24 protein-coding genes and 1 pseudogene are annotated in these 25,901 nt (G+C 65.4%); 13 read left to right on the forward strand and 12 right to left on the reverse strand.

Features of this window, described 5'->3' with window-relative positions:
- The first annotated feature begins 113 nt into the window (after positions 1 to 113).
- The 3 genes and pseudogenes from AZ34_RS09275 (at position 114) to AZ34_RS09285 (ending at position 3,644) form a co-directional block, all read left to right on the forward strand.
- A complete protein-coding gene (locus tag AZ34_RS09275; RefSeq protein ID WP_035611318.1) occupies positions 114 to 1,106 on the forward strand; it encodes an isopenicillin N synthase family dioxygenase in 993 nt (330 codons plus the stop codon).
- A gap of 110 nt (positions 1,107 to 1,216) precedes the next feature.
- Positions 1,217 to 2,074: pseudogene (locus AZ34_RS09280) on the forward strand (bile acid:sodium symporter family protein); the annotation flags it as partial.
- 211 nt (positions 2,075 to 2,285) lie between these two features.
- Positions 2,286 to 3,644 carry a hypothetical protein gene (locus AZ34_RS09285; RefSeq protein ID WP_155831766.1) on the forward strand — a complete coding sequence of 453 codons (1,359 nt, stop codon included), beginning with the start codon at positions 2,286 to 2,288 and terminating at the stop codon, positions 3,642 to 3,644.
- Between the two features lie 141 nt (positions 3,645 to 3,785).
- Here AZ34_RS09285 and AZ34_RS18545 read toward each other — a convergent pair whose 3' ends face one another.
- Complete coding sequence (locus AZ34_RS18545; protein WP_006297688.1) at positions 3,786 to 3,956, reverse strand: hypothetical protein; 171 nt, start codon at positions 3,954 to 3,956, stop codon at positions 3,786 to 3,788.
- Between the two features lie 137 nt (positions 3,957 to 4,093).
- Between AZ34_RS18545 and AZ34_RS09290 the strand changes: the two genes are divergently transcribed.
- Positions 4,094 to 6,211, forward strand: a complete 2,118-nt coding sequence (locus AZ34_RS09290) for an NADPH-dependent 2,4-dienoyl-CoA reductase (protein ID WP_035607382.1) — start codon at positions 4,094 to 4,096, stop codon at positions 6,209 to 6,211.
- On the opposite strand, the gene AZ34_RS09295 is transcribed toward AZ34_RS09290, so the two are convergent.
- Positions 6,212 to 7,171: a LysR family transcriptional regulator gene (locus tag AZ34_RS09295; RefSeq protein ID WP_035607385.1), complete on the reverse strand. Its 960-nt coding sequence runs from the start codon at positions 7,169 to 7,171 to the stop codon at positions 6,212 to 6,214.
- Between the two features lie 85 nt (positions 7,172 to 7,256).
- Between AZ34_RS09295 and AZ34_RS09300 the strand changes: the two genes are divergently transcribed.
- Positions 7,257 to 8,291: an amidohydrolase family protein gene (locus AZ34_RS09300; protein WP_035607388.1), complete on the forward strand. Its 1,035-nt coding sequence runs from the start codon at positions 7,257 to 7,259 to the stop codon at positions 8,289 to 8,291.
- Positions 8,292 to 8,324: 33 nt separating this feature from the next.
- Positions 8,325 to 9,299 (forward strand): Bug family tripartite tricarboxylate transporter substrate binding protein, encoded by a 975-nt coding sequence (locus tag AZ34_RS09305; protein WP_035607391.1) that lies wholly within the window; start codon positions 8,325 to 8,327, stop codon positions 9,297 to 9,299.
- 5 nt (positions 9,300 to 9,304) lie between these two features.
- Here the strand turns inward: AZ34_RS09305 and AZ34_RS09310 are convergent, their stop codons facing one another.
- The 4 genes from AZ34_RS09310 to AZ34_RS09325 are packed head-to-tail and all read right to left on the reverse strand — an operon-like array spanning position 9,305 to position 12,475.
- Entirely contained in the window at positions 9,305 to 9,946 is a 642-nt protein-coding gene (locus AZ34_RS09310; protein WP_035607394.1) for an ATP-binding cassette domain-containing protein, read from the reverse strand.
- A 1-nt stretch (position 9,947) separates the two neighbouring features.
- Positions 9,948 to 10,700 carry an ABC transporter ATP-binding protein gene (locus tag AZ34_RS09315; protein WP_051509652.1) on the reverse strand — a complete coding sequence of 251 codons (753 nt, stop codon included), beginning with the start codon at positions 10,698 to 10,700 and terminating at the stop codon, positions 9,948 to 9,950.
- Positions 10,697 to 11,443 (reverse strand): ABC transporter ATP-binding protein, encoded by a 747-nt coding sequence (locus tag AZ34_RS09320; RefSeq protein ID WP_035607397.1) that lies wholly within the window; start codon positions 11,441 to 11,443, stop codon positions 10,697 to 10,699. The genes AZ34_RS09315 and AZ34_RS09320 overlap by 4 nt, the downstream gene beginning before the upstream one ends.
- A 3-nt stretch (positions 11,444 to 11,446) precedes the next feature.
- A complete protein-coding gene (locus AZ34_RS09325) occupies positions 11,447 to 12,475 on the reverse strand; it encodes a branched-chain amino acid ABC transporter permease (RefSeq protein WP_035607399.1) in 1,029 nt (342 codons plus the stop codon).
- A gap of 94 nt (positions 12,476 to 12,569) precedes the next feature.
- On the opposite strand from AZ34_RS09325, the gene AZ34_RS09330 reads away from it, so the two are divergent.
- Genes AZ34_RS09330 through AZ34_RS09360 form a run of 7 tightly spaced genes read left to right on the forward strand, consistent with a single transcriptional unit; the run spans position 12,570 to position 20,290 of the window.
- Positions 12,570 to 13,481: a MurR/RpiR family transcriptional regulator gene (locus AZ34_RS09330; RefSeq protein ID WP_081767149.1), complete on the forward strand. Its 912-nt coding sequence runs from the start codon at positions 12,570 to 12,572 to the stop codon at positions 13,479 to 13,481.
- Positions 13,478 to 15,499: a bifunctional 5-dehydro-2-deoxygluconokinase/5-dehydro-2-deoxyphosphogluconate aldolase gene (locus AZ34_RS09335; protein ID WP_231495499.1), complete on the forward strand. Its 2,022-nt coding sequence runs from the start codon at positions 13,478 to 13,480 to the stop codon at positions 15,497 to 15,499. Before AZ34_RS09330 ends, AZ34_RS09335 begins: the two co-directional genes overlap by 4 nt.
- Positions 15,496 to 16,410 (forward strand): NAD(P)-dependent oxidoreductase, encoded by a 915-nt coding sequence (locus tag AZ34_RS09340; protein WP_035607402.1) that lies wholly within the window; start codon positions 15,496 to 15,498, stop codon positions 16,408 to 16,410. The genes AZ34_RS09335 and AZ34_RS09340 overlap by 4 nt, the downstream gene beginning before the upstream one ends.
- 56 nt (positions 16,411 to 16,466) lie before the next feature.
- Positions 16,467 to 17,792: an ABC transporter substrate-binding protein gene (locus tag AZ34_RS09345; protein ID WP_081767150.1), complete on the forward strand. Its 1,326-nt coding sequence runs from the start codon at positions 16,467 to 16,469 to the stop codon at positions 17,790 to 17,792.
- Positions 17,793 to 17,813: 21 nt separating this feature from the next.
- A complete protein-coding gene (locus tag AZ34_RS09350; RefSeq protein WP_035607404.1) occupies positions 17,814 to 18,737 on the forward strand; it encodes a branched-chain amino acid ABC transporter permease in 924 nt (307 codons plus the stop codon).
- Positions 18,737 to 19,483, forward strand: a complete 747-nt coding sequence (locus AZ34_RS09355) for an SDR family NAD(P)-dependent oxidoreductase (RefSeq protein WP_035607406.1) — start codon at positions 18,737 to 18,739, stop codon at positions 19,481 to 19,483. Before AZ34_RS09350 ends, AZ34_RS09355 begins: the two co-directional genes overlap by 1 nt.
- A 3-nt stretch (positions 19,484 to 19,486) precedes the next feature.
- Positions 19,487 to 20,290, forward strand: a complete 804-nt coding sequence (locus AZ34_RS09360) for an SDR family NAD(P)-dependent oxidoreductase (protein ID WP_051509653.1) — start codon at positions 19,487 to 19,489, stop codon at positions 20,288 to 20,290.
- A 27-nt stretch (positions 20,291 to 20,317) separates the two neighbouring features.
- Here AZ34_RS09360 and AZ34_RS09365 read toward each other — a convergent pair whose 3' ends face one another.
- From AZ34_RS09365 to AZ34_RS09390, 6 genes are all read right to left on the reverse strand, one after another.
- Positions 20,318 to 20,545, reverse strand: coding sequence for a hypothetical protein (locus tag AZ34_RS09365; protein WP_035611332.1), 228 nt, complete (start codon positions 20,543 to 20,545; stop codon positions 20,318 to 20,320).
- Positions 20,546 to 20,606: 61 nt separating this feature from the next.
- The gene (locus AZ34_RS09370) at positions 20,607 to 21,530 is read right to left on the reverse strand and encodes a sugar phosphate isomerase/epimerase family protein (protein ID WP_035611334.1); all 924 of its coding nucleotides are present in this window, start codon (positions 21,528 to 21,530) and stop codon (positions 20,607 to 20,609) included.
- Between the two features lie 10 nt (positions 21,531 to 21,540).
- Positions 21,541 to 22,779, reverse strand: coding sequence for a dihydrodipicolinate synthase family protein (locus AZ34_RS09375; protein WP_035607408.1), 1,239 nt, complete (start codon positions 22,777 to 22,779; stop codon positions 21,541 to 21,543).
- A gap of 11 nt (positions 22,780 to 22,790) precedes the next feature.
- Positions 22,791 to 23,966 carry a Gfo/Idh/MocA family protein gene (locus AZ34_RS09380; protein WP_035607411.1) on the reverse strand — a complete coding sequence of 392 codons (1,176 nt, stop codon included), beginning with the start codon at positions 23,964 to 23,966 and terminating at the stop codon, positions 22,791 to 22,793.
- Positions 23,967 to 24,007: 41 nt separating this feature from the next.
- Entirely contained in the window at positions 24,008 to 24,985 is a 978-nt protein-coding gene (locus tag AZ34_RS09385) for a Bug family tripartite tricarboxylate transporter substrate binding protein (protein WP_035607415.1), read from the reverse strand.
- Positions 24,986 to 25,162: 177 nt separating this feature from the next.
- Positions 25,163 to 25,813: a TetR/AcrR family transcriptional regulator gene (locus tag AZ34_RS09390; RefSeq protein ID WP_035607418.1), complete on the reverse strand. Its 651-nt coding sequence runs from the start codon at positions 25,811 to 25,813 to the stop codon at positions 25,163 to 25,165.
- Positions 25,814 to 25,901: the final 88 nt, after the last annotated feature.

Here is a 25,901-nt window from a genome sequence, read left to right on the forward strand (position 1 = left end):
TGACAGTTCTGGCCCGGGCCTTGCTTGTCTTGTGGCAGGAGTAGAAGCGTTCACCCAACCCCTGGGGTTGTGGCCGGAAATTGCTCTTGAAGTTCAACTTTCAGGAGATTTGCATGACCGCCAAGCTTTACGACCTCACCGAGCTGCAAAAAGAATCGCGCATGGGCACGATGGGCACGCTCGACACCGCGCGCGACATCCGCCGCATCGACCTTTCCAACTTCGAGGCCCGCAAGGCCGAGATCGCCGACCAGCTCTGGGACGCGGCGGTGGACGTCGGCTTCTTCCAACTCGTCAACCACGGCATCCGCCCGGAGGAAATCCAGGACGCCTTCGCCATGGCCGAGCGCTTCTTCGCCTTGCCCGAGTCGGTGAAGCGGCAGTACCCGCACCAGAAGGCGCTCAACGTGGGTTGGGAAAGCCGCGCCCAGGTGCGGCCCTCCACGGGCACGCCGGACCAGAAGGAGAGCTACCAGATCACCCGTCCGTATATGGCTGAGCTCTGGCCCACCGAGGCCGAATTGCCGGGTTTCCAGGCCACCATGCTGGCCTTCGAGCGCAAGAGCTGGGCGGTGGGCATGCAGGTGCTGTCCTGCTTCGCGCACAAGCTGGGCTTCGCCGACGATTTCTTCACGCGCGCGCATGATCCCGAACAGGCTGATTACCAGAGCACGCTGCGCCTGCTGCATTACTACGCCATCCCGCCCGAGGTGCAAGACAAGCTGGACCTCTGGCGTGCCGGTGCCCACACCGATTTCGACTGCCTCACGCTGCTCTACCAGCGCCAGGGGCAGGGCGGACTCGAAGTCTGCCCCGGCAAGGAAATGGACGCCCAGGCCTGGACGCCCATTCCGCCCGACGGCGACGCCATCACCTGCAACATCGGCGACATGCTGATGCGCTGGAGCGACGACCGCCTGCCCAGCAACTTCCACCGCGTGCGCAACCCGCAGCCGGGCGAGTACATGGGGCCGCGCTACAGCCTGGCTTTCTTCGCCCAGGCCAATCGATCCGCCGTCATCGAAGGCCCGGCGCGCAAGTACCCGGCCATCACAGCGGGCGACTACCTCAAGCAGCGGATCGCGGCGAACTTCAAGGCGTACTGAGCACGGGGTAAGCACGGGCAGGCGCAAGCGCGTGGCCTGCCTATCATGGGGTCGGTTCAAACCGAGGAGATCGCCATGACAATAAAGCCGCATGACCGGCGCGGGCCGCGCGCATGAGTTTCATCGACCTGCTGCCCCAGTTGCTGCTGGGCGCCCTGGCCCTGGTGATGTTCGGCCTGGGCTTGTCCTTGACGGTGGGCGATTTCGCACGCCTGCGCCATCACCCGCGGGCCGTTCTGCTGGCCCTGATGATGCAAATGGTCCTGCTGCCCGCCATGGCCTGGCTGCTTGTGGTGCTGGTGGGCCTGGCGCCGGTCTACGCGGTGGGCTTGCTGCTGCTGGCGGCATCGCCGGGGGGCGTATCGGCCAATCTGTTCAGCCATCTGTTCGGCGGCAACGTGGCAATGAACATCTCGCTCACTGCCATCAACACCCTGCTGTCCATCGTCAGCCTGCCGCTGATCACCAACTTCGCCATTGCCGCCTTCGTGCAAAGCGGGCAGATCGTGCCCCTGCAGTTCGGCAAGGTGTTCGAGGTAGTGGCCGTGATCCTGCTGCCAGTGTTGTTCGGCATGGCCGTGCGTCGTCGCAGCCCGGCCTTCGCGGCGCACATGGAGCGGCCGATGAAAGCGCTGAGCATGGGTGTGCTGGCGGCGTTTGCGCTGATCGCCATCGTCAAGGAATGGACGGCCTTGAGTCAGACACTGGTTAGCCTGGGGCCTGTGGTGCTGGCCTTCAACCTGCTGAGCCTGTTCGCGGGGTACTACCTCTCGCGCGGGGCCGGGCTGGACCAGCCCATGGCCACCGCGGTGAGTTTCGAGATCGGGATCCACAACTCGACGCTGGCCATCTTCGTCGCGCTGTCGGTGCTGGGCAATTTCCAGCTTGCGCTGCCCGCAGCCGTCTACTCGGTCAGCATGTACCTCACGGCCGCGCTGTTCGGGTTGCTGGTGCTGCGGCGGCGATAAGCAAGCCACGACCACCATTGTCTGAACTTGCTTGTGATCCCTTTTGCGGATAGTTACGCTTCGGGCTGATGTGGAAATACCCCACCTCCTAAGCAAATTCGATCCCATGAATGTGCCCCGTCGGGAAGCTGAAGATGCCGTCCGCTTGCGACGTCGTTTCGAGCCGGGGTAGCACCGCAGCGTGATAGTTCAACACCTTGGAGGTGCACCCATGAAGCAGGAAGCGTCCATGGCGGGTATGGCCCGCGCGGCCAAGAACTTGAGTCCAGGAGGTCGAGCTTGGCCACTGCCGTTCATGGCGCTTGCAGCAAGCCTGTTGATGGGCTGCGCGACACCCTCTTCCATGAACATCGCGATGACCGAACTGGGCACGGTCAGCAAGTCTGAATTTGGCGCCTACGGCCTGCGCATGCAGCGCGTCGTAAACATCACGGGCACAGGGGCTGAGGATGTGGTCGGTATGGTCAGCTACGACCCAGATCCGTTTTCAGTCTTCGAGCATGTGGCGCGGTTTTTCCCGGGGCACAAGGACCTGCCCGATGCGATGGCGCCGCGTTTCGCGCCGGGGGCGCAGACCCAGGTTCTGGAGCGCCATTTCTGCAAGACGGATAGTCAGAAGAAGAATTGTGAACTTCAGAATGGCAACGTGACGCTTTCGAATCTGATAGAGCTGCGGGATGTCTTACAGGTTTCTCAAGCTCAAGCGGCATTGGCCGCCCAGTTGCAGGTCCGCAAGATTGTGCTGGAAGAAGCCAAATCCATGGCGGCGAAAAGCGACCGCAAGGATTCCGTTCTCAAGAGCCTGAGTCAACTGTACAAGGGTGAGGATTTTTCTGCCGATGGCGCCATCGACAAGGCCATCGACGCGACCAAGCAGGCCGTGGAGACGAGCGGCTTGAACTTGGCGGAAAGCTTGCGGAAGGTCAGGGAGAAGACCAGCAAGTCGGGGATCTTTGTGACCCAATGGACCAGTGAGGTGGATGCTTCCGGCAGTATGAGCGCGGGGCAGGGGGCTTCGGCGTCGGCCTCGTCCAGGCGGCAAATCAACGGTTTCCTGATCCTTGGTGATCCGCGTGTGATCAACCTGCTTTTGGGGACGGACCTCGGGGAGCGGAGAGGGAAGTCTTGGAAAGAGCTGGGTTTGCCGCCAAACGACGATTTGATGCGCAGGTACATCACCTACTACCAACTGCGCGCGCGGTTCGTGGTTTATGCCGAAAGCCGGGAATCCGAAATCAAGGCGGCGCTGGAGGCGGATCTGAAGCAAGTGATCGAGATGTTTGGCGTTGGTTTCCTGGGTTCTGGCTTTTCTGCCGCAGCCCTGAGCGATCTCAATGTGAAGGTGAATGCAATCTATGCACAAGTGGGCAAAAGCCTGGGCTCAGGTGTTCTGGATGCCAATGAGGGGTTCTTGGCCGAACCTCGCGCTTGTCCGCTCCATCAGAAGGAAGGATGGAATCAGTGCATGAACAATGAAAGAAAGAAAGCCGAAGGCACTGTACCTATCGTGAGCATACGCGGAACATTGGATAACTACATGGATCCCCCGTGGTGGAAATTCTGGGACTGAGTTGCCTGGGCTTTCGAACAGCCAGTCGAGTCACCGGTGTGCGGGCCGGGCCAGGGGGGCGAAATGAAAAAAGGCCCCGCCAGGGGCCTTTTCGGTGGGAGGAGTCCGGTTCCGCCGGGGTGAGGACTCATCCGCTGACGATTAACCACCCTTGCTCGGACGCTTGCCCGGGTTCTTCTTGCTGCGCGTGGCGACGCCGCGCTCCAGGCTGACGCGCTGGCCGCGACCGCCGGTGGGCAGGGAAAAACCGTTCGGGGGAACGGGGCGGGGAGTGGCCTTGCGGTCTGCTTCGGTGACGATCTTGTTGCCCATGGCAAATCCTTCTGGGGTGGTATGACTTTGGTGTGACTCGAACGAGAAACGCGCATTTTAGCAGCGCCGCTGCCGGGTTTGTCCGGGCCTGGGTCTACCCTCCGCAACGGGTTCGCGGCCTTACCATCGTCGCCACCATGACCTCAACTGACCTCCGCCACAGCATTTATCCCCATCTGCTGGCGCCATTGGACCTCGGCTTCACGCAGATCAAGAACCGCGTGCTCATGGGTTCCATGCACACGGGCCTGGAAGATGGACGCGACCTGAGCAAACTGGCTGCCTACTTCCGCGAACGCGCGGAGGGCGGCGTGGGCTTGATGGTGACCGGCGGTTTCGCGCCCAATGTGGCGGGCTGGGCCAAGCCCTTCGCGGGCACGTTGTCCACTTCGGGCGCGGCGCGGCGGCACCAAGTCGTCACGCAAGCCGTGCACAAGGCGGGCGGCAAGATCGCGCTGCAGATCCTGCACACAGGCCGCTACGCCTACCATCCGCTGGCCGTGGCGCCTTCAGCCATCAAGTCGCCCATCTCGCCCTTCAAACCCTTCGCGCTGTCGGCGCGCGGGGTGGAGCGGCAGATCCGTGCTTTCGTCAACTGCGCGGTGAAGGCCCGCGAGGCCGGTTACGACGGCGTTGAAATCATGGGCAGCGAGGGGTATTTCATCAACCAGTTCCTGGCCCAGCACACCAACCAGCGCGACGACGCATGGGGAGGTGACTACAGCCAGCGCATGCGCCTGCCACTGGAGATCGTGGCGCGCACGCGCGAGGCCGTGGGGCCCGACTTCATCCTCATCTACCGGCTTTCGATGATCGACCTGGTGCCTGGCGGCAGTTCCTGGGACGAGGTCGTCACTTTGGGCAAGTCCGTGGCCCAGGGCGGCGCCAGCATCATCAATACCGGCATAGGCTGGCACGAGGCGCGCGTGCCCACGATCGCGACCAGCGTTCCGCGCGCGGCCTTTGCCTGGGTCACGAAGAAGATGAAGGCCGAATTCGCCGCCGCCGGCATCACCACGCCCCTGGTCACGTCCAACCGCATCAACACGCCCGAGGTCGCTGAGCAATTGCTCGCCGAAGGCTGCGCGGACATGGTGTCCATGGCACGCCCGCTACTGGCTGACCCAGCCTTTGTGAAAAAGGCGGCGCAGGGCCGAGCCGAGGACATCAACACCTGCATCGCCTGCAACCAGGCCTGCCTGGACCATATCTTCGTGAACAAGCTCACGAGTTGCCTGGTCAACCCGCGCGCCTGCCACGAAACCGAACTGGTCTACCGTCCGCTGAAAGACCTGGGCGCACCGGCCAAGCGCATCGCGGTCGTCGGCGCGGGGCCCGCCGGGGTGACGGTCGCCACGATCGCTGCTGAACGCGGCCACGAAGTGCATCTCTTTGAAGCCAGCGGTGAGATCGGTGGCCAGCTCAACCTGGCCAAACAGGTTCCCGGCAAGGAAGAGTTCCACGAGATGTTGCGTTACCTGCGCCGACGCATCGAAACCACGGGCGTTACCTTGCACCTGAACACCCGTGCACGGGCCGAAGACCTGCAGACCTACGATGTGGTGGTGGTCGCCACCGGCGTGGTGCCGCGAGATCCGAATATTCCGGGGCAGGACGACCCACGGGTGATGAGTTATGTGGACGTGCTCCAAGGCACGAAACCCGTGGGTCGCCGTGTGGCCATCGTCGGTGCGGGCGGCATCGGTTTCGACGTCGCCGAGTATCTGACCAGCCAGGGGCACTCCACCGCGCTGGACCTGCCGGCCTGGTTGGCCGAATGGGGCGTGGTTGATCCTGCGCAAGCACCTGGCGGCCTGGCCCCTCGGGGGCCGCGGCCACCCGCGCCTGCCCGCGAGGTGACACTGCTGCAGCGCAAGCGCGGCAAGCTGGGTGAGAAGCTCGGCAAGACCACGGGCTGGATCCACCGCGCCGCATTGAAGATGAAACGGGTGCGCATGGAAGGCGGCGTGAACTATGAGCGCATCGGTGGGCATCCAGAGGGTGCAGGCACGCGCGCAGGCTGGGGCCTGGCCATCACCCGGGGTGAGCAGCGTGAAGAACCGCAGTGGATGGATTGCGACACCGTGGTGCTTTGCGCCGGTCAGGTTTCGCAACGCTCGGTCTTCGACGAACTGCAGTCCAGAGGCCGCGTGCCTGGCCAGGATCTGCACCTGATCGGCGGTGCCTTCGAGGCGGGCGAGCTGGACGCCAAGCGCGCCATCGACCAGGCCGCGCGGCTGGCGGCCCGGCTCTGATCATGTCGTGCGCGCGGCCTTAGGCACCGCGACCTTGCCAACCTGCGGCATGGCACGCCCGGAGGCCAGTTCCTCGCGCAGCACCTGGATGAAGCTCTCACAGGCCAGCGAGAGCGAACGGCCACGCTTGCAGACCAGGTAGACGTCGCGCGAAACCACGGGTTGGCGCAGTGGCTTGATCAGCAAGTCCGGCTGCGCCAGGCACCGCGCGTAGGCGGTGGGCACCAGGGCCACGGCCTGGCCGCTGCGTGCCAGCCAGAGTGCCGTGGACTGGAAGGACACCTCACCCACCACGTTCAGCCGCACGCCCGCGCGCGCGGCGCTGGTTTCAACCAACTGGCGCACGCCATACCCAGGGCGGGCCGTGATCAGGGGCTGCCCGTCCAAGTCGGCCCAACGCACTTGCTTCAGTTGGGCCAGCGGGTGACCGACCGCGCAGACCAGGCAGAGCGTGTCGCGCATCAAGGGCTGCTGAACGATTTCGCCGCCCGCGCGCTCGGGTGTGCCGATGCCGAAATCCACATGCTCACCGACCACGCGACTCACGAACTGCTCGGGCGAGACATCGTCCACCAGAGTCTGTACATGCGGGTAGCGCAGGCTGAAGGTGCGGATGACCTCGGGCAGCAGCATGCCGGCCAGCGTGGGCGTGATGGCGATGCAGACGCGGCCGCGTTGATGGGCGCGCAGGTCCATGAAGCTGGAGCCCAGCGTGTCCACATCGCGCAGGATGCGCTCGGCCACCTGGATCGCGTCTTGGCCAGCCTGGGTGGGTTGCAGGGAGCGGGTGGTGCGGTCGAACAAGCGCGCGCCCAGGCCTTCTTCCAATTGGCGGATCAGCACGCTCACGGCGGATTGCGTCAGTGACAGCTGTTCCGCCGCCGCGCCGAGCTTGCGCAACTGGTACACCGCCTTGAAGGCGCGTAGTTGGCGGATGGTGGGCGAGAAGCCGGAAGTCATTGAAATAAATTCATGAATGATTCGGAATTTTTCGATTTACAGATGAATTATGGATGCATCTAATCCGACTGAGAAGGAGATACGGATGAGTCAGCAAGCATGGCGTCGCATCGCGACGGAAGAAGCCTGGGCCACGCCCGAACTGGTGCAGCGTTACCGCAAGATCATCGAGACCAAGAGTCTGGACGACCCCGGGTTTTTCAGTCTCTGGGGCTTTTTCGGCACCAGCGAGGCGCCGCGTGCCAAGGACTTGCGCGACCGCATCCAGGACATGCAGGCGCGCCGCCTGGCCGACATGGATGCCGCGGGCGTGGACGTGCAACTGCTGCTGCTGACCGCGCCCGGTGTGCAGGTCTTCCCGCCGGATGAAGCCGCCGCCCTGGCCGTGTCCACCAACGACCAGTTGGCTGAAACCATCCGCAAGCACCCGGACCGTTACGCAGGCCTGGCCGCCGTGGCGCCGCATGCGCCGCAAAAGGCCGCGCGGGAACTGGAGCGCGCAGTGACCAAGCTGGACCTCAAGGGCGCAGTTGTCAACTCGCACACCATGGGCACCTACCTGGACGATGAGCAGTACTGGGATGTGTTCGCCGCAGCCGAGGCGCTGGACGTGCCCTTCTACATCCACCCCAACACGCCGCCGCCGCAGATGATTCAGCCCTTCCTGCCACGCTGCATGGACGCCGCGATCTACGGCTTCCAGGCCGAGACCGGTCTGCACGCGCTGCGCCTGATCATCTCGGGCGTGTTCGACCGTTTCCCCAAGCTCAAGATCGTGCTGGGACATCTGGGGGAGGGGCTGCCTTTCTGGCTGTATCGCATCGATTTCATGCACGCGGGCATCGTGCGTGCCAACCGGCATCCGGGCGTCAAGCCGCTCAAGAAGAAGCCCAGCGACTACCTGCGCGAGAACTTCTGGTACACGACCAGCGGCATGGCCTGGGAACCCGCCATCAGCTTCGTGCAGCAGCAGATGGGCATGGACCGCGTCATGTACGCGATGGACTATCCCTACCAGTACGAACTGGGCGAGGTGGCCGCCATGGATGCGCTGCCGCTTACACCTGAACACAAGAAGATGTTCTACGAAAGCAATGCCGTGCATCTGTTCCGGCTATAAATTTGCCATCCATAACCAGTACAGGAGACAAAAATGACAATTTCCCAAGCTCGTCGTTATCTGGCGCTTTGCGTTCTGCTCGGATTCACGGGCTTCGCCATGGCGCAGGCCTGGCCGGCCAACCCGATCAAGTTGGTGGTGACCTTCCCACCCGGTGGCAGCACCGACGCGGCGGCCCGCATCGTGGCGCCCAAGCTGTCTGAACGCTTGGGCCAGCCCGTGGTGGTGGACAACAAACCTGGCGCCGGCGGCGGCGTGGGTCTGGGCATGGTGGCCAAGGCGCCGGCCGACGGTTACACCATCGTGCTGGCTTCGGCCGGCGGCCTGACGGCCAATCCTTCGCTCTACAAGACCCTGTCCTACGACCCGCAGCGCGACTTTGTGCCTGTCACCGGTTTCGGTGCCAGTCCCTTCGTGCTGGTGGCCGGCACCGAACTGCCCGCGAAGACGGTCAAGGACGTGATCGCACTCGCGAAGAAGGAACCCGGCAAGCTGACCTACGCCTCGGGCGGCAACGGCACGGCCATGCACCTCTCGGGTGAATTGCTCAAATCCATGGCCGGCGTGGACATTGTTCATGTGCCTTACAAGGGCAGTGGTCCGGCCGTGTTGGCCGCGATGGGCAACGAAACCTCGCTGGCCATCGCCGACCTCACGACCATCAAGCCGCAGATCCAGTCGGGCCGCCTCAAGGTGCTGGGTGTGATGGACAAGAAACGTTCCGTGCTCGCGCCCGACATGCCCACGTTGGCCGAAACCGGTTTGCCGGGTTTCGAGTCCAGCGGCTGGTTCGCCATCCTCGCGCCCGCAGGCACGCCGCCCGCGATCGTGAAACGGCTCAACACCGAACTCGTGGCCGTGCTGCGCTCGACCGAGGTGCGCGAGCGTTTCTCGGCCGCTGGTCTCGAACCCATGCCCAGCACGCCGGAAGAGCTGTCGGCCTTCATGAGGAGCGAGACCCTCAAGTGGGCGAAGGTCATCAAGGACTCGGGCGCGAAGATCGACTGAAGGTATCAAGCGCCGCAGGCCGGCGCCAGGTGGCCGAGGTAGGCGGCCACCGCGGCCTGCCGGCTCAAGCTCGGCAGGTCGTCGGCAAACGTCAGGCGGCTCACGCGTTGGCTGTCCTTCTGCACGAAGACAAAACGTTCGCAGACCTCTGCCAGGATCTCCAGGTGCACTGGCTCGTTCGGGTGCAGGCACAGCACGACCAGACGCCCTTCGCTGCGCAGCCTGCGGAAGAAGTCCAGCATGAAGCCGATGTAGCCGTCCTGCGTGTTGAACTGCGGCTCGTCGAAGAGGTGCACCAGGGCTCGGCTGCTCAGGGCGCGCTCCAGCATGAACGACGGGCGCGTGCGGCGGAAGGCGCGCAACTGATAGGACTGGTGGTAGTGCTGGGCCACGCGGTCGCGTTCCTCGTAGCGGGTGCGGTGGATGTCCTGACCGTTCACGAGCACCCGGCCCGCGCTGGGTTGGTTACCGCCGGTGATGAGTTCAAACAGCGTGGTCTTGCCCGCGCCGTTGGCGCCCATCACACCCAGGATGGTGGGGCCGTCAATGCGGAAGTCGGCCTGCAGTTCGAAGGTGGTCTGCGGTTGGAGCCAGCCCCGTCGGTAGCGCTTGACCAGTCCCTGGACGTGGAGCAGCGGTGTGTTCATCTCAGATCCCCAGCCAGCGGCGTTGCAGCGCGGCATCCTGCCGCAGGTCTTCGGCTGCGCAGGCATGGACGACGCGCCCAGCCTGCATGACACACACCCGGTCGGCGATGGCCAGGGCGCAGGCCACGTTCTGCTCGACCAGCACGACGGCCACGCCTTCGCTTTTGAGCCGGCGGATGGTGGCCATCACGTCCTGCACCACCTTGGGCGCCAGGCCCTGACTCGGTTCATCGAACAGCACCAGGCCTGGCGCGCCCATCAGCACGCGCGAGATCGCCACCATCTGCATCTCGCCCCCGGATAGGTTCTCGCATTCGCGTGCCATCAAGTACTCCAGGGCCGAGAAGATTTCGAAACATTCGCCCAGTTTCCAGGCGCGAAAACGCGTGGACTTGCGCGCGATCTCGAGGTTGCGCGCCACCGTGAGCGTCGGGAAAACACGGCGGTCGTCGGGCACCCAACCCACGCCCATCGCGGCGATGCGGTGGGTAGCCTGTTGCGTGATGTCCTGTCCGTCGAAGTGGATGCTGCCGCGGGCCGCGGGGGTGAGGCCCAGGATGGAGCGCAGTGTGGTGGTCTTGCCGGCGCCGTTGGGCCCCAGCAGGGCCAGCACTTCGCCAGCGGCCACTTCCAGCGAGGCGCCGAACAGCACCTGGGATTCGCCGTAGAAGGTCTCCAGACCTTCCACGCGCAACAGGGGGGCGAGTTGTGGGGTGCGTAGTGGGGCGAGCTGTGGGGCGGTGGTGGTGTTCATGCGGGCAAGCCTCCCAGACTGGACCGTTGCACCCAGGGGTTGTCGCGCAGCTCGGCGGGTGAGCCCTGGGCAATGACCTGGCCCCAGTGGATCACGGAGATCCGGTCGGCCAGGCGAAACAGGAAGTTCATGTCGTGCTCGATGATGACGATGGTGATCTTCTGCTTGAGCCGGCCCACCAGCTCGAGCAGCCGGGTCGTGCCTTCCGCGCCCAGGCCGGCGGTGGGTTCGTCGAGGAACAGAATGCGCGGCCGCGCGGCCAGCGCCACGCCAATCTCCAGCGCACGCCGCTCGCCGTAGGACAGGCGGCGGCAGGGCATGCTTTCCTTGCCGGCCAGGCCGATCTCGCGCAGGATCTCGGCGGCTTCCTCGTAGGCGGCCGTGTGGCGACCGAGGTCGCGCCAGACCGACCAGGCCTGCGCCTGCACCGACTTCAGCGCGACGACGATGTTGTCGATGGCGCTGTCGTCGTTGAAGAGGTTCATGATCTGGAAGGAGCGCGCCACCCCCAGGCGGGCGATCTCGCGCGGCGACTTGCCCGTGATGTCCTGCCCCGCGAAGCGCACGACACCCCGGTTGGGCGCGAAGCGACCCGTCAGCACATTGAAGCAGGTGGTCTTGCCCGCACCGTTGGGGCCCATGATGCCCGACAGCTGACCTTCCTCGAAGGCGAGGGACACGCTTTCGAGGACGACCTGGTCCCCGAAACGCTTGTGAATCTGCGTGGCTTCGAACAGGGCCATGGTTCAGGCCTCCCGGGTCTGGGTTTTCACGGCGGCCGTGCGGTCCGTCGCGTGGCGCCACTTGCGCCAGCGCGCAAGACCGTGCTGCCAGGCGCCGGCGATGCCGTTGGGCTGGTAGAGCACGACGGCCATGAAGAGCAGGCCGTACCACAGCAGCCAGGTCTCGGTGTAAGCGCCCAGCAGGTCGCGCGCCAGGATGAACACCAGCGCACCGATCACCGGGCCCCAGAAGCTCACCAGGCCGCCGCCGATCAGCACCATCATCACCACGAAGCCCGAGTTGTGCAGGCTCATCACATTGGGGTAGGCCGACTGCTGCGCCAGTGCAAACAGGCCACCGGCCAGGCCCGAGAGCGCTGCCGAGAGCACAAAGGCGCTCCACTTGTAGAGCCAGACGTTGTGGCCCACAAAACTCGCGCGCATCTCGTTTTGCTTGATGGCGCGCAGCACGCGCCCGTAAGGCGAGTGGATGAGCCGCCACAGGAAGACCAGCACCAGCGCAAAGATGGAGAGCACGAAATAGAACAGGGCTTCGTTGCTGGCCAATGAGAGTTCCAGGCCTGGTAGCTTCAGCGGCAGGCGCTGGATATTGAGCAGGCCGTCCTCGCCCCCAGTCACGCTGTGCCACTTGATCGCGATGAACCACATCAGCTGGCCGAAGGCGATCGTCAACAGCGCGTAATAGATGCCTCGGCGGTGCGAGATGAAGGTGGCCACCACCGCCCCGACCAGGGCCGCGGCCAGGGCGCAACCCGCCAGGCCCGTGAGCAGATCGGCCCCGGCCTGCTGCTGCAACAGACCGCAGGCATAGGCCCCCACGCCGAAGTAGGCCCCGTGCCCGAAGGAGGGCATGCCGCCGTAGCCGAGCAGCAGGTTGTGGGCCAGCGCAAACATCATCCAGATCGTGATTTCCAGGGCGAGGTACTGGTACAGACCGGCACTCTTGAGCCACAGCGGCGTACTGGCCAGCAGGAGCACGGTCACCACCATGGAGGGGGTGATCAGCGCGGCGGGCTTTTGATGAAGGGTCATGAAGAACGGTGAAAAAAGATTCTGGAAAAGATCCTGGACATAAGAGAATATATGTTCTATTCTTTTGTTAATCAAGTTTTTCTGTTCTATTTACATGACGAGAGCCACCACGTTCGAAGAATTCGCCGACGCAGTGTCCGAGGCCTACGCGCGCCTGACGAAACAGCAGCAGCAGATCGCCCAGTTCGTGCTGGAGCGCCCGGACGATCTGGCCCTGGGCACCGTGGCCACCGTGGCCGAGGCGGTCGGGGTGCAGCCATCGGCGCTGATCCGTTTCGCGAACACACTCGGTTTCGCGGGCTTCACCGAGATGCAGCAGTTGTTCCGCGCGCGCTTGCTCGACCGGGTGGGCAGCTACCGTGACCGCATCGACGTGATCCGCCGTTCCAACGGTTCGGGCGCGCCCGAAGCCGGCGTGCTGCACCAGTTCGTCGTCAGTGGCATGGCCGATCTCGGCACGCTGGAAGACAACGTGAACGCGAAAGACCTGGCCGAGGCGGCCCGCCTGATCAGTCGGGCCACGCGTGTGCAGGTGCTGGCGCAGCGGCGCGCGTTTCCGGTGGCCAGCTATCTGGCCTACGCACTCGCGCAACTGGACATCAAGGCGCAACTGATGGACGGCGTGGGCGGCATGTTGATGGACACCTTGCGCCAGATGGAGCGTGGTGAACTGCTGCTGGTGACGAGCTTCAAGAACTACTCGCAGGAGGTGGTCCAGGCAGCGGATCAGGCGCGCGCGCGCGGCATCACCGTCATCGCCATCACCGACTTCGCGCTCTCGCCACTCAAGCCCCACGCCACGCTGTGTTTCGAGCTGGGGCAGGGGCCGGACGCGGCGTTCCGCTCCCTGGTCGCACCTCTGTGCCTGGCGCAGGCCTTGGTGGTTGGCACCGGCCATGAGCTGGCCAAGAAGCTACCAGTCTCTCGCAACACCGTGGCATCGAAGGCAAAGGCGCAGGTGGGGACTTCGGACCCTTCAACGGGAAGGAAAGGAGCGCGAACGTGAGCCTGAACCCGCAGCATCCTGACAAGACGCGGTCCTTTGATGTGCTGTGCCTGGGGCGGGCTGCGGTCGATCTGTATGGTGAGCAGATCGGCGCGCGCCTGGAGGACGTCCAGACCTTCGCGCGTTACCTTGGCGGATCGCCAGCCAACACAGCCGTGGGGGCGGCCCGGTTGGGACTGCGGGTGGGCATGATCAGCCGCGTGGGCGATGAGCACAACGGCCGTTTTGTACGCGAGTCGCTGCAGCGGGAAGGTGTGGATGTCTCGCAGCTGGGCATCGACCCGCAGCGACTGACTGCGCTGGTGTTTCTGGGCCTCAAGGACCAGGACACCTTCCCGCTGCTGTTCTACCGTCGGCATTGCGCCGACATGGGGCTGAGGGCAGAGCACATCGCCCCGGCGTACATCGCGACCGCGCGCGCCTTGCTGATCAGCGGCACCCACCTGTCGCACCCGGACACGCGCGAGGCCTGCCTGTGCGCGATGCGCGCCGCGCGGGCGGCGGGCACGCGGGTGGTGCTCGACATCGACTACCGGCCCGTGCTATGGCGACTGACCTCGCCGGGCCTGGGCGAGCAGCGTTATGTGGCGTCGCAGGCGGTGAGCGGTGAAATCCAGTCCGTGCTGTCCCTGTGCGATCTGGTGGTAGGCACGGAGGAGGAGGTCCACATCGCGGGTGGCACCGAAGACACGGTGGCGGCGCTGCGCAGAATCCGCGAGGTCTCGCCGGCCCTGATCGTGATGAAGCGAGGCCCCATGGGTTGTCTGGCCTTCCCTGGCGCGATTGCCGACGAGCTGGAACAGGGCGTGCAGGGCCCTGGTTTTCCGGTGGAGGTCTTTAACGTGCTCGGCGCGGGCGATGCCTTCATGGCCGGGCTGCTGCGCGGCTGGGTCCGGGACGAACCCCTAAGCGACGCATTGCGCTACGCCAACGCCTGTGGCGCCCTCGTGGTGTCTCGCCACGGTTGCGCGCCTGCCATGCCGAGCTGGGTCGAGCTGAACCACTTTCTCACGCAGGGCTCGCGCCACCTGCGCCTGCGCGAGGACCCGGTGCTGGAGCATCTGCATCGCAGCAGCACCCGCGCGGCGGTGCCTCCGTTTCTGGCCATTCTGGCTTTCGACCACCGCGCACAACTGGAAGAGCTGGCGGCCCGTTTCGGCGCGTCGGTGGAGCGCATCGCGCGGTTCAAGCAACTGGTGGCCCAGGCGGCCGAGCAGGGGTATGCGCTTGAAAAAACCGGGCAGATGTCCAGTGGCCTGAACGGTGCCGCCGCACTGCCGGGGCCGGGTGTCATCGTGGACGGCCGATACGGCGCTTCGGTGCTCAACCGTCTCACGGGTACGGGCGTCTGGATCGGCCGTCCGGTCGAGCGACCCGGCTCCCGGCCCCTGGTTTTCGAGGACGGTGAGCAACTGGGCCTGGCCTTGAGAAGCTGGCCCGCGGAGCAGGTGGTGAAGTGCCTGCTCTCGCACCACCCGGACGACGACGCCGGCCTGGCGCGGCAGCAGATCGCCACCGTGCAGTTGCTGGCGCAGGCCTGCCATGGCACCGGGCATGAGCTGCTGCTGGAGCTGATCCCACCGCGCGATCTGCCGGGGGGCAGCGACACGGTGGCGCGTGGTGTGCAGCAGATCTATGACGCCGGCGTGCGGCCGGACTGGTGGAAGTTGCCACCGCCGGACAGCAAGGGCTGGGCCCTGTTGACCGACACCATCACGCGCCACGACCCGTTCTGCCGCGGCGTGCTGCTGCTCGGACTGGAAGCGAGCGAAGAGCAGCTCTGGCTCGGCTTCCGGGCCGCGGCCGGCCAGCCGCTGTGCAAGGGCTTCGCGGTGGGGCGGACCTTGTTCGCCGAGGCCGCCGCCGCGTGGTTTGCCGGTGAACTGGACGACGCTGCTGTCGTCGCCGAGGTGGCCACGCGTTACCGGCGATTGATCCGGCTCTGGCAGGACAGCCAGGAAGCCGCAATGCAGGCGCCCGGGACATTGCAGACCGCTACACAGGAGACAAGACCATGAGCACAACGATCGGATTCATCGGGCTGGGCATGATGGGGCACGGCATGGCCAAGAACCTGCTCAAAAAGGGCTATGGCCTGCGTTTCATGGCGCATCGCTCACGCGACAACCTGGACGACCTGCTTGCAGCCGGCGCGGTCGAGGTCGGTAGCCGCGCGGAGCTGGCGCGCGGCGCCAGCGCGGTCATCGTGTGCGTGACGGGTTCGCCGCAGGTCGAGCAGATCGTGTTGGGCGACGGCGGTCTGCTGGCCGCGGCCGAGCCGGGGCTGATGGTCATCGACTGCTCCACCGCCGAGCCAGCGTCGACCGCGCGCCTGCGTGAAGCCTTTGCGCAGCGCGGTGCCATCTACATCGACGCGCCGCTGGCCCGCACGCCCAAGGAGGCGGAGGAGGGACGACTGAACACCATGGTGGGCGCGTTTCCCGCGGATTTCGAGAAGGTGCGTCCCATCCTGTCCGCCTTCTGCGAAAACGTGATCCACGTCGGGCCGCCCGGTCACGGGCATGTGCTCAAGCTGATCAACAACATGCTGGCCATGACCACGGCCGCCGCCATTGCGGAAGCCATGGCCACGGCGGCCAAGTCGGGCCTGTCCCTACAGAAGCTGTTCGACGTGGTGTCCGCCGGGGGCGTGAACTCGGGCATCTTCCAGATGATGGTGGGCAAGGCCCTGCAGGGCGACCTGGGTGGCCTGAAGTTCGCCATCGCCAACGGCCAGAAAGACCTGCGTTATTACACGCACCTCACGGAGACGCTGCCCACCACGAGTTTTCTGGCCGAGGCGGCGCACCAGAGCTTCGTGCAGGCGAGCAATCTTGGCCTGGGCGAGCAGTTCATCGCCTCGCTGCTCGTGGCCCAGGAAAAGCTCAACGGCGTCACCATCGTGAACACCCCATCCAAGCGTTCCTAAGGCGCAAGGCGGCGACAGACCGCTTTCGTTCATCCCACCAACCCCGGAGACAAACCATGGACAAGCTCAAGACAGACGAGACCCCTCACGTTTCTAGCAACCCTCAGCGCCGTCGTTTCCTCGCGGCATCGGCCGCCAGCGCGGCGGGCATCGGTGGCTTCTTCGGTCCCTGGGCCCACAACCGCGTCTGGGCCCAGAGCGCCCAGGCCAAGCCCCTGGTGATCGGCCTGACCATGGACGCCTCCGGCCAGTACGCGGCCAGCGGCGGCATGGAGCGGCTCGGCGCCATGATGGCGATCCGTGAGTTCAACGACAAAGGTGGCCTGTTGGGTCGCCCGATCGAGGCCATCCACATGGACACCGAGACGACGCCGGCCACCGGCTCGCGGGTGGCCGAGCGCATGATCAACCGCAACGACGCGGCCTTTCTGATTGGTGCCGTGCACTCGGGCGTGGCCAACGCGATTTCCCAGGTGGCGCAGAAGTACGGCTGCATCTTCCTCAACACCAACTCCAGCTCGCCCACCGAGTCCGGCAAGGACTGCCACCGCGTCAAGTTCGTGTGGGATGGCAACGGCACCAACTTCGCGCAGGCCACGGTGCGCAACGCCATTCGCACCGGCGGCAAGGACTGGGTGTTGATGACCAATGACTACGTTTGGGGGCACAACACCTCCAAGGCCACGCGCACGCTGATCGAGGCCAACGGCGGGCGCGTCATCGAAGAACTGCTGATCCCGCAGAACACGCGCGATTTTTCCTCCTACCTGCTCAAGCTGCAGCAGCTCAAGCCCCAGGTGGTGGCCACGGCCGTTGGCGGTGACGACATCAAGGCCTTGCGCCAGCAGGTTGTGCAACTGGGCTTGCAGAAGCGGGCCGCATGGATCAACAACCAGCAGGACTGGCCCGATGTCTATGGCCTGGGTCCGGAATCGATCTTCGGCGTGTTCGGCACCACCTGGTACTACCGGCTCGATCTGCCGGGCGTCAAGGAGTTCGTTGCGGCTTACCAGAAGCAGTTCCCCGGCATGGCGATCGCGGTACCCGGCAATGTGTTTTACAACGGCTACATGGCCACGCGTGAGTTGCTGCGCTGCGTGCAGGAGGCCGGCACGACCCAGAACATATCGGTGATCAAGAAACTCGAAGGCCGCAAGATGAGCGCGCGCGACCGCATGCAGCATTACGACGCCTGGATCGACCCGGTGACGCACCAGGTCCAGCAGACGATCTACCTCGCGTCCTACAACGACACGCCGGCGGAGAAGAACGACATCTACAAGATCCTCACCCAGAGCGAGCCGAAAGATGTCATCGATCCCGCTGCCGTGGGGAGCTGCAAGCTGGAGTCGTACGAGGCGACCCCCAGCTACGAGCGCTGAACGGTACAGGGTCCTCTCCCCATGCTCGCCAATCTGTTGCCGCACCTGATCAACGGCATTACCCTGGGCCTGTTGTTCGCGCTGATCGCGCTGGGCTTCATGCTGATCGTCGGTGTGATGGAGACCATCAACCTGGCGCACGGCTCGCTCTTCGCGCTGGGCATGTACGCGGCCCTGTTCGTGATGACACCGCGCCTGGGTTGGTTTCCCGGAGTGCAGGAGGCCTACATGGCACTGCCGGTAGGGACGCGCTACGCCATCGCGCTCTTCCTGGCGCCGCTGTTGGTGGGCCTGTTCGGCCTCTTGTTGGAGGCCTGCCTGCGCCGCACCTACGGGCTCGACCCGCTGTACGGCCTGCTGCTGACCTTCGGTGCTGCCCTGGTGATCGAGGAGGCGATCCGGGTGGTGTGGGGGTCGAACGAGCAGCAGTTGCCGTTGCCGGCGGCGATCTCGGGCGCCTTCCTGTTCGGTGATTTGGTCTATTCGACCTACCGCTTCTACGCCTGCGGTTTTGCCATCGCGGCCATCGCCGGCCTCTGGCTCTTTCTGGAGAAGACGCCCTATGGCGCCATCATCAAGGCCGGGGCCCACGACAGCGAGATGGTGCGCGCGCTGGGCATCAACCTGGGCCGGCTGCGCTCGGCGGTGTTCGCGCTGGGTGTGGCGCTGGCGGCGCTGGCCGGCGTGGTCATGGCGCCCATCTGGGGTATCCGGCCGCAGGTGGGCGTGGACGCGGTGGTGCCGGCCTTTCTGGTGATCGTGTTGGGCGGCGTAGGATCGTTGTGGGGCGCCGTGACGGCGGGGCTGATGGTCGGGCTGGTGGTGGGTTTGACCGGGGCCTTCGCCTCGGAATGGTCGCTGATGTCGATGTACATCCTGTTCATCGCCGTGGTGACTTTCCGTGCCCGTGGGCTGTTCGGCCGCAAAAGTATTCTGGATACCTGATGGACAAGACCTTGAATGGCAAAGTGGCGGTGGTGACTGGCGCGGGCGGCACCATGGGCCGGGCCGTGGTGGACGCGCTGGTGGCGCAGGGCTGCCGCGTCGCCATGGTCGATGTGCAGGCCGCGGCCATGGAACCGGCGTTCGCCCGCCATGGCGCCCAGGTGGGTGTGCAGGTGTGCGACATACGCTCCCTGGCCGAGGTGCAGCAGACCCACCAGGCCATCGTGCAAGCTTGGGGGCCGGTGGACATCCTGGTCAACAACGCCGGGGTTCTGTCCAACCACAAGGTGGAGGCCACGACCGAGTCCGAGTGGCGCGGCGTGCTGGCGGTCAACCTGGACGGGGCGCTGTTCTGGTCGCAATGCGTCACGCCCGCGATGAAGGCGCGCCGCTGGGGGCGCATCATCAACACCGGCTCACTGGCCAGCAAGACCGGCGGGCTCACGGCGGGCACGGCCTATTCCGTGTCCAAGGGCGCCATCAGTGCCTTGACCTTTTCATTGGCGCGCGAACTCGCCGCCTTTGGCGTGACGGCCAATGCGATCGCGCCGGCTTACGTCCGCACGCCCATGGTGACCGAGCAGCTCAGTGAAGCCCAGCGTCAGGTCTTACTGCAGCAGATCCCGGTGGGGCGCTTCTGCGAGCCCGAGGAATTCGCCCACGTGGTCACCTTCCTGGCCTCTCCCCTGTCGGGCTTCATCACCGGCGAGATCATCGATCTCAATGGTGGTCTGCACATGGACTGAGCGATGGCGCCTGCTGGTACTGACAACACCCTCGCGCCCCTGGCCGGCCAGGTGGCCTTTGTGCCTGGCGGCTACGGTGACATCGGCACCGCAGTCGCTTGGGGCTTGGCCGCCGCCGGTGCACGCGTGGCCGTCGCCGGGCGTGACCCGACCAAGGCCGAAGCCCTGGCCGCGGCACTGAGGGCGCGTGGCCATGAGGCACTGGGCCTGGTGCTCGACGCGCACCATGTGGCCGATATCCGGCGCTCGGTGGATGCGGTGGCCCGGCATTTTGGCCACCTTGATCTGCTGGTCAACTGCGTGGGCATCCAGCGTGAAGAGCGTTTGTCCGAGGTCAGCGAAGAGGCTTTCGACGAAGTCATCCAGGTCAACCTCAAGGCCGCGATGTTCCTGGCCCAGAGCGCGGCGGTGCACCAGATCGCGGCCGTGCGGGCCGGCCGGGCACCGGGCCGCCAGGTCCACCTGCTCTCGGTGCGCGCCCAGCTGGGCTTGCGCGACCGGGGGTATTCGGCCTATTGCGCGAGCAAGGGGGCGATGGTCATGCTGATCAAGCAGCATGCGGTGGAGCTGTGCGCGCACGGCATCACCGTTAACGGTGTGGCGCCCACCGTGGTGCGAGGCGAGATGGCGCGCCACTGGCTGGAGAACCCGACCGTGCGGGCGCAGGTGCTGCAAAGGATTCCGCTGGGTCGCGTGGCCGAGCCCGAGGATGTGGTGGCGCCGGTGCTGTTTCTGTGCAGCCCGGGAGCGGCCTTCGTGACGGGCCAGGTGATCTACGTGGATGGTGGCCTCACGGCCACGCAGTAGCGCGGTATTTCGCGCGTTCTTGTGCCCTCAGGGCGAGCGGTGCAGGCGCGGCGCGTTCAAGAGGGCCATGTTCTCCTCGATCGCCAGATCGAGCTCGCGCCAGCGGCCCCGCAGCCCGGCCTTGTCGAGTTCGGACTGCAGCTGGCGCAGGTCTTTGACGCTCGGCGCGACCTTGATCTGCGCAACGGCTGCGGCCACGTTGCCGGTCTTGATGACGGCCAGCATCTTGCCGGGCCATTCGCTCTGTTTTGCCATGGTGGATTTCTGGAAGAAGCCCACACTGTAGCGGCTCCAGCGGCGTGATCGCGCGGCGCGCTCAGACCACGCCGCGGTGGCGTTCGATGCAGGTGGCCAGTGTTTCCTCGCCGGGGCGTAACCACCAGTCCAGCGTGGAGAAAATTTCTACCTCGCTGTAGCCGGCGTAACCCGCAGTTTCGACCCAACTGCGCAGCTTGCGCAGTTCCACCACGCCGTCGCCCATCATGCCGCGGTCGTTGAGCAGGTCGCGCGTGGGCACGAGCCAGTCGCAGACGTGGTAGGCCAGTAGGCGCGAGGCCGAACCTTGGCCCGCACGCACGATCTGCTGCTGCAGCTTCGGGTCCCACCAACAGTGATAGACATCGAGCGCGACGCCCAAGGCGGCTGATGCACCGGCCAACTGTCCTCGGCCATACTCGCCGGTCGGCAGCGGGTCCAGTTCATCGCACAGGTCCAGCGCCTGCTCCAGCGTGTTGATGCAGGCACGTTCGGCGGCCTGCATGGGGTGCAGCGGTTCGATCGCCAGGGGCATGCCGACCGCGCGTGCGTACTCGAGCGAGGCCGCGATGCCGTCACGCACCTCGCCGCGCGCGCGGGCGATGTCCTTGTAGGCCGGTTGGCCCTGCAGGGCACCGGGAAGGGCGCCGACAACCAGTACCAGGCAGGGTGCGTTGAGTGTCTTGGCTTCGTCGATGGCGCGGCGGTTGTCGTCCAGAGCGGCGCGCAGGCCAGCCGCATCGGCAGCAGGGAAAAACCCACCCCGGCAGTAGCCCGAGAGTTCGATGCCCAGAGCCTTGAGTTGCCGGGCCACTTGGTCGATGCCCACCGCGGCCACCTGGTCGCGCCAGGGGCTGATGGCGCGCACGCCGCGCGCGGCGCATTGGTCGATGATGAGATCGAGGGGCACTTCCGCGCCCTGCTGGCGGCGCAGGGTGGCGGTGTTGATCGAGAGCCAGCGGTGATCCTGCGAGAAATCGCGCATGGTCAGCCGTTCACCCTTCGATGCCATGCAGGGCGAGCAGGGTCCGCATGCGGCGCACGGCCAGCTCGGGCTGTTCAAGCAGGTTCGCCGCATCGGCCAGGCGGAACAGCTCGGCGAAGTGCACGAGCGAACGCGTGCTCTGCTGGCCACCCACCATGGTGAAGTGGCTCTGGTGGCCGTTGAGCCATGCCATGAAGACCACACCCGTCTTGTAGAAGCGCGTGGGCGCCGCGAAGATGTGGCGCGACAGAGGCACCGTGGGGCCGAGGATGGCGTGGAAGCGCTCGGTGTTGCCACGGGCCAGTTCGCCCAGCGCGGCGCTCGCGGCTGGCGCGATGGCGTCGAAGATGCCCAGCAGCGCATCGCTCTGACCGTGCACCGGTGAATTGCCATAGCCGTCACCCGCGATCAGCTCGGCGTAGTTGAAGTCGTCGCCGGTGTACATGCGCACGCCTTGGCCGTCGATGCCGCCCGTGGTCGGCAGGCGGCGGCGCATGGCGATTTCCTTGTGCTTGTCGAGCAGAGATATCTTGATGCCGTCGACCTTGTCCGGGTGCGCGGCGATGATGCCCAGCGCCGTGTCCATGGCGGCGTCCAAGTCCTTGTCGCCCCTGGCTCCGACTTGACCGGAGCCTCTCCAGTACCCGGCGAGGGCGGGGTCGAACATCTCACCCAGCCAGTGCAGCACGACCGGCTGTTTTGCCTGGCTGAGGATGCGGTCGTAGACGCGCTCGTAGTCGGCCGGGCTCTTGGCCACACGGGCCAGCGCGCGGCTGGCCATGACGATGAGCTTGCCGCCGAGTTTCTCGATGGCGGCCATCTGCTCCTCATAGGCACGGATCACGTCGTCCACGCTCTTGGCGGCCTCGGGGGCCAGGTGGTCGGTGCCGCAACCGGAGGCGACGAGGGCCGCCGGGCCAAAATCGCGCGCGGCGTCCAGCGAACGGCGGATCAATTCGAGAGAGGTGGGCCAATCCAGGCCCATGCCGCGCTGGGCCGTGTCCATGGCTTCGGCCACGCCCAGGCCCAGGGACCACAGGCGCCGGCGGTAGGCGATGGTCACGTCCCAGTCCACCGCGCTTTGCAGCCAGGGGTCGACGATCGCGCGCGGGTCGGCCACCACGTGGGCGGCGGAGTAGGCGATGCGGTTGAACTTCACACCCGCGGCCGGCCGCACCGGCGCGGCACCGTGCAGCGCGTAGTTTTCCAGCGCGCCGGATGTGGTGGGCAGCTTGAGGGACAGGGCCATGCGGTGTCTCCTCAGAAGTTCAACGAGGGAACATCGACGAAGCGTCGCTCCTTCCAGCTCTGCAGCGCGGCCTCCACCAGTTGCACGCCCTTGGCGCCTTCGGGCAGCGTCCACGCGTAGGGCGCGTCTTCCACCACGTGGCGGATGAAGTGCTCCCACTGGATCTTGAAACCGTTGTCGTAGACCTGGGTGTCGGGCACGTCCTGCCATTGCTCGGTGAAGTTCATGGTCTGCTTCACGTCGGGGTTCCACACCGGACGCGGTGTGTTGACGCGGCTTTGCGCCTTGCAGTCGGTCAGCGTGGCCACGGCGGAGCCGTGCGTGCCGTCGACATGGAAGGTGACCAGGTCCTCGCGGTTGACGCGGGTGGCCCAGGACATGTTGAGCTGCGCGATGACGGGCTCACCGTTGTGGCCCGTCAGTTCGGCGATGGCGTAGGCCGCGTCGTCGGCCGTGCAGGCATAGGGCTTGCCGGCTTCGTCCCAGCGCTGGGGGATGTGGGTGGCGCCCAGGCAGGAGATGGATTTCACCTCGCCGAACAGGTTGTCCAGCACATAGCGCCAGTGGCACATCATGTCCAAGATCATGCCGCCGCCGTCTTCCGCGCGGTAGTTCCAGCTTGGACGCTGGATGGGTTGCAGGTCGCCTTCGAACACCCAGTAGCCGAACTCCAAGCGCAGCGAGAGCATGCGGCCGAAGAAGCCGGCGCGGCGCAGCATGTCCAGCTTGCGCAGGCCGGGCAGGAACAGTTTGTCCTGCACGGCGCCGTGCTTGAGCCCGCTCTTTTTCGTGGCTTCCTGCGCTGTCTTGGCGATGTCCATCGCCTCGGCCAGAGTCGTGGCGATGGGCTTCTCGCAATAGACATGCTTGCCCGCGCGCAGCGCCTTGGCCAGCAGCGTGGGGCGCATCTGCGTCGTGCCCGCATCGAAGAAGACCGTGTCATCCTTGTTCGCCAGCGCCTGGTCCAGGTCCGTGCCCCAGCGCCCGATGCCGTGTGCCTTGGCCAGCGCCTCGATCTTCTCGGCGTTGCGGCCGATCAGGATCGGGTCGGGCATGACCTTGTCGCCGTTGGAGAGCATGACACCCCCTTGGGCGCGGATGGCGCAGATGGAACGGATCAGGTGCTGGTTCATGCCCATGCGTCCTGTGACGCCGTGCATGATGATTCCCAGACGTTGGGTGGGCATGGATGGGTTCTCCTACGAAGTAAGGTCAACGGCAGTGCCGCTCAGGGGGTGATTTCCAGGCCGGCGGCCTTGACCAGCGCGGCGTTGTTCTTGATTTCAGTGCGGATGTAGGCGTCGAATTCGCGTGGCGTCAGCGTCCAGGCATCCGCGCCCAGGGACAGGAAGCGTTCCTTGACCTCGGGCGTGGCCAGGGCCTTCACGACCTCGGACTGCAGGCGATCGACGATGGCGCGCGGCGTCTTGCCGGGCGCGAACAGGCCGATCCAGAAGTTGAATTCGGAGCCCGGCACGCCGGCTTCGGCCGTGGTCGGTACCTCGGGCAGGGCGCTGGCGCGCTGGGCCGAACCCACCGCGAGCGGCAACAACTGGCCTCCGCGGATCTGCCCGATCACGGGTGCGATGGGCGAGAAGTAATAGTCCACCCGGCCCGCGATCACTTCATTGACCGCTTCGGCCGAACCCTTGAACGGAATGTTGGTGGCCTGGATCTTGGCGGCGAGCTTGAACTTCTCGGCGTTCAGGTGGGTGGCGCTGCCCTGGCCGGCGGACGCGAAATTGAGCTGCCCGGGGTTGGCGCGGGCGTAGCTCAGCAGTTCCTGCACGGTCTTGATGTTCTTGGACGGCGCGATCACCAGCACATTCGGCGTGGCCGAGATCGGCGTGATGGGCGTGAAGTCCTTCAGCGGATCGAAGGGCAGCTTGGCGAAGGTGTGCGGCGTCACCGTGTGCGAGGACGAATGGATCATGATCGTGTAGCCGTCCGGCGCGGACTGGGCCACGACCGCCTGGCCGATGGTGCCGCTGGCGCCGCCGCGGTTCTCGATCACGAATTGCTGGCCCATGCTCAGTCCCATCTTGTCGGTGATGGCGCGGGCGATGATGTCCGTGGTGCTGCCAGCGGCGAAAGGCACGATCACCCGGATCGGCTTGTTCGGGTAGCTGTTCTGGGCCTGGACGGCCAGCGGCACGAGCGCGGTCAGCGTGGCCATGGCGAGGAATCTGCGCAGATGCTGTTGCATGGTTTGTCTCCTGGTTGCTTGGAATAATTAACTAGGCAGTGAATTATAGGCGGGCGCGTGCCAATGCCCATCAGGGATTCGCCGGAGGGCGCACGCGCACGCGGACGGGCCGCCGGGGCCCGAAAAAGGACTGGAAACGTACCGGGGAGACCGAAAAGAGGTTCCGAGGAGGCCGTGTCAGCCGCGCAGCAGGGAACCCAGGATCAGGTCCGTCATGTGCGAGAGCCGCTCGTTGCGGGCCTTGGCGGACATCAGATCGCGGCCGAAGATGGCCGAGAGGGTGTGGTTGTTCGAGAGGTAGAAATAGGCGATGCCGGCGATCGAGATGTAGAGTTGCATCGGGTCCACGCCGCCGCGCAAGCTGCCATCGCGTCGTCCGCGCTCCAGGATCTCGGCCAGCATGTCCAGCAGCGGTGAATTCAGTGCCCGGGCCTGCTGCGAATCCTGCAGATGCCTGGCCTTGTGCAGGTTGGCGCTGTTGAGCAGGGTCAGGAACTCGGGGTGGGCCAGGTAGTAGTTCCAGGTGAACGCCACCAGCTTGCGCACGGCCTCGGCCGGGGTCAGGTCCAACAGGTTCAGTTTGCGCTCTTCCTCGCGGATGTTGCCGTAGGCCTGTTCCAGCACGGCCTGGAACAGCTTTTCCTTGTCCTCGAAGTAGTAGTAGATCAGCCGCTTGTTCAGGCCGGCACGCTCGGCGATGCGGTCCATGCGTGCGCCGCCCAGGCCGAATTCAGCGAACTCGTCGCGCGCAGCCGCCAGGATGGTGCCTTGCGAGCGGTCGGCGTCACGCAGGCGTTCCTCGGGGACGTTTTTGGGCGGGCGCGGCATGTTGTTTAATTCACTTATTGGTTAATTATTGGTCCAAAAGGCTGGGTCTGGGGTCGGGCCGACTTTACACAACTGGCACGCCGGCTAA

Origin of the sequence: Hylemonella gracilis str. Niagara R (assembly GCF_000600295.1) — a bacterium.
Classification (GTDB): Bacteria; Pseudomonadota; Gammaproteobacteria; order Burkholderiales; family Burkholderiaceae_C; genus Hylemonella; species Hylemonella gracilis_A.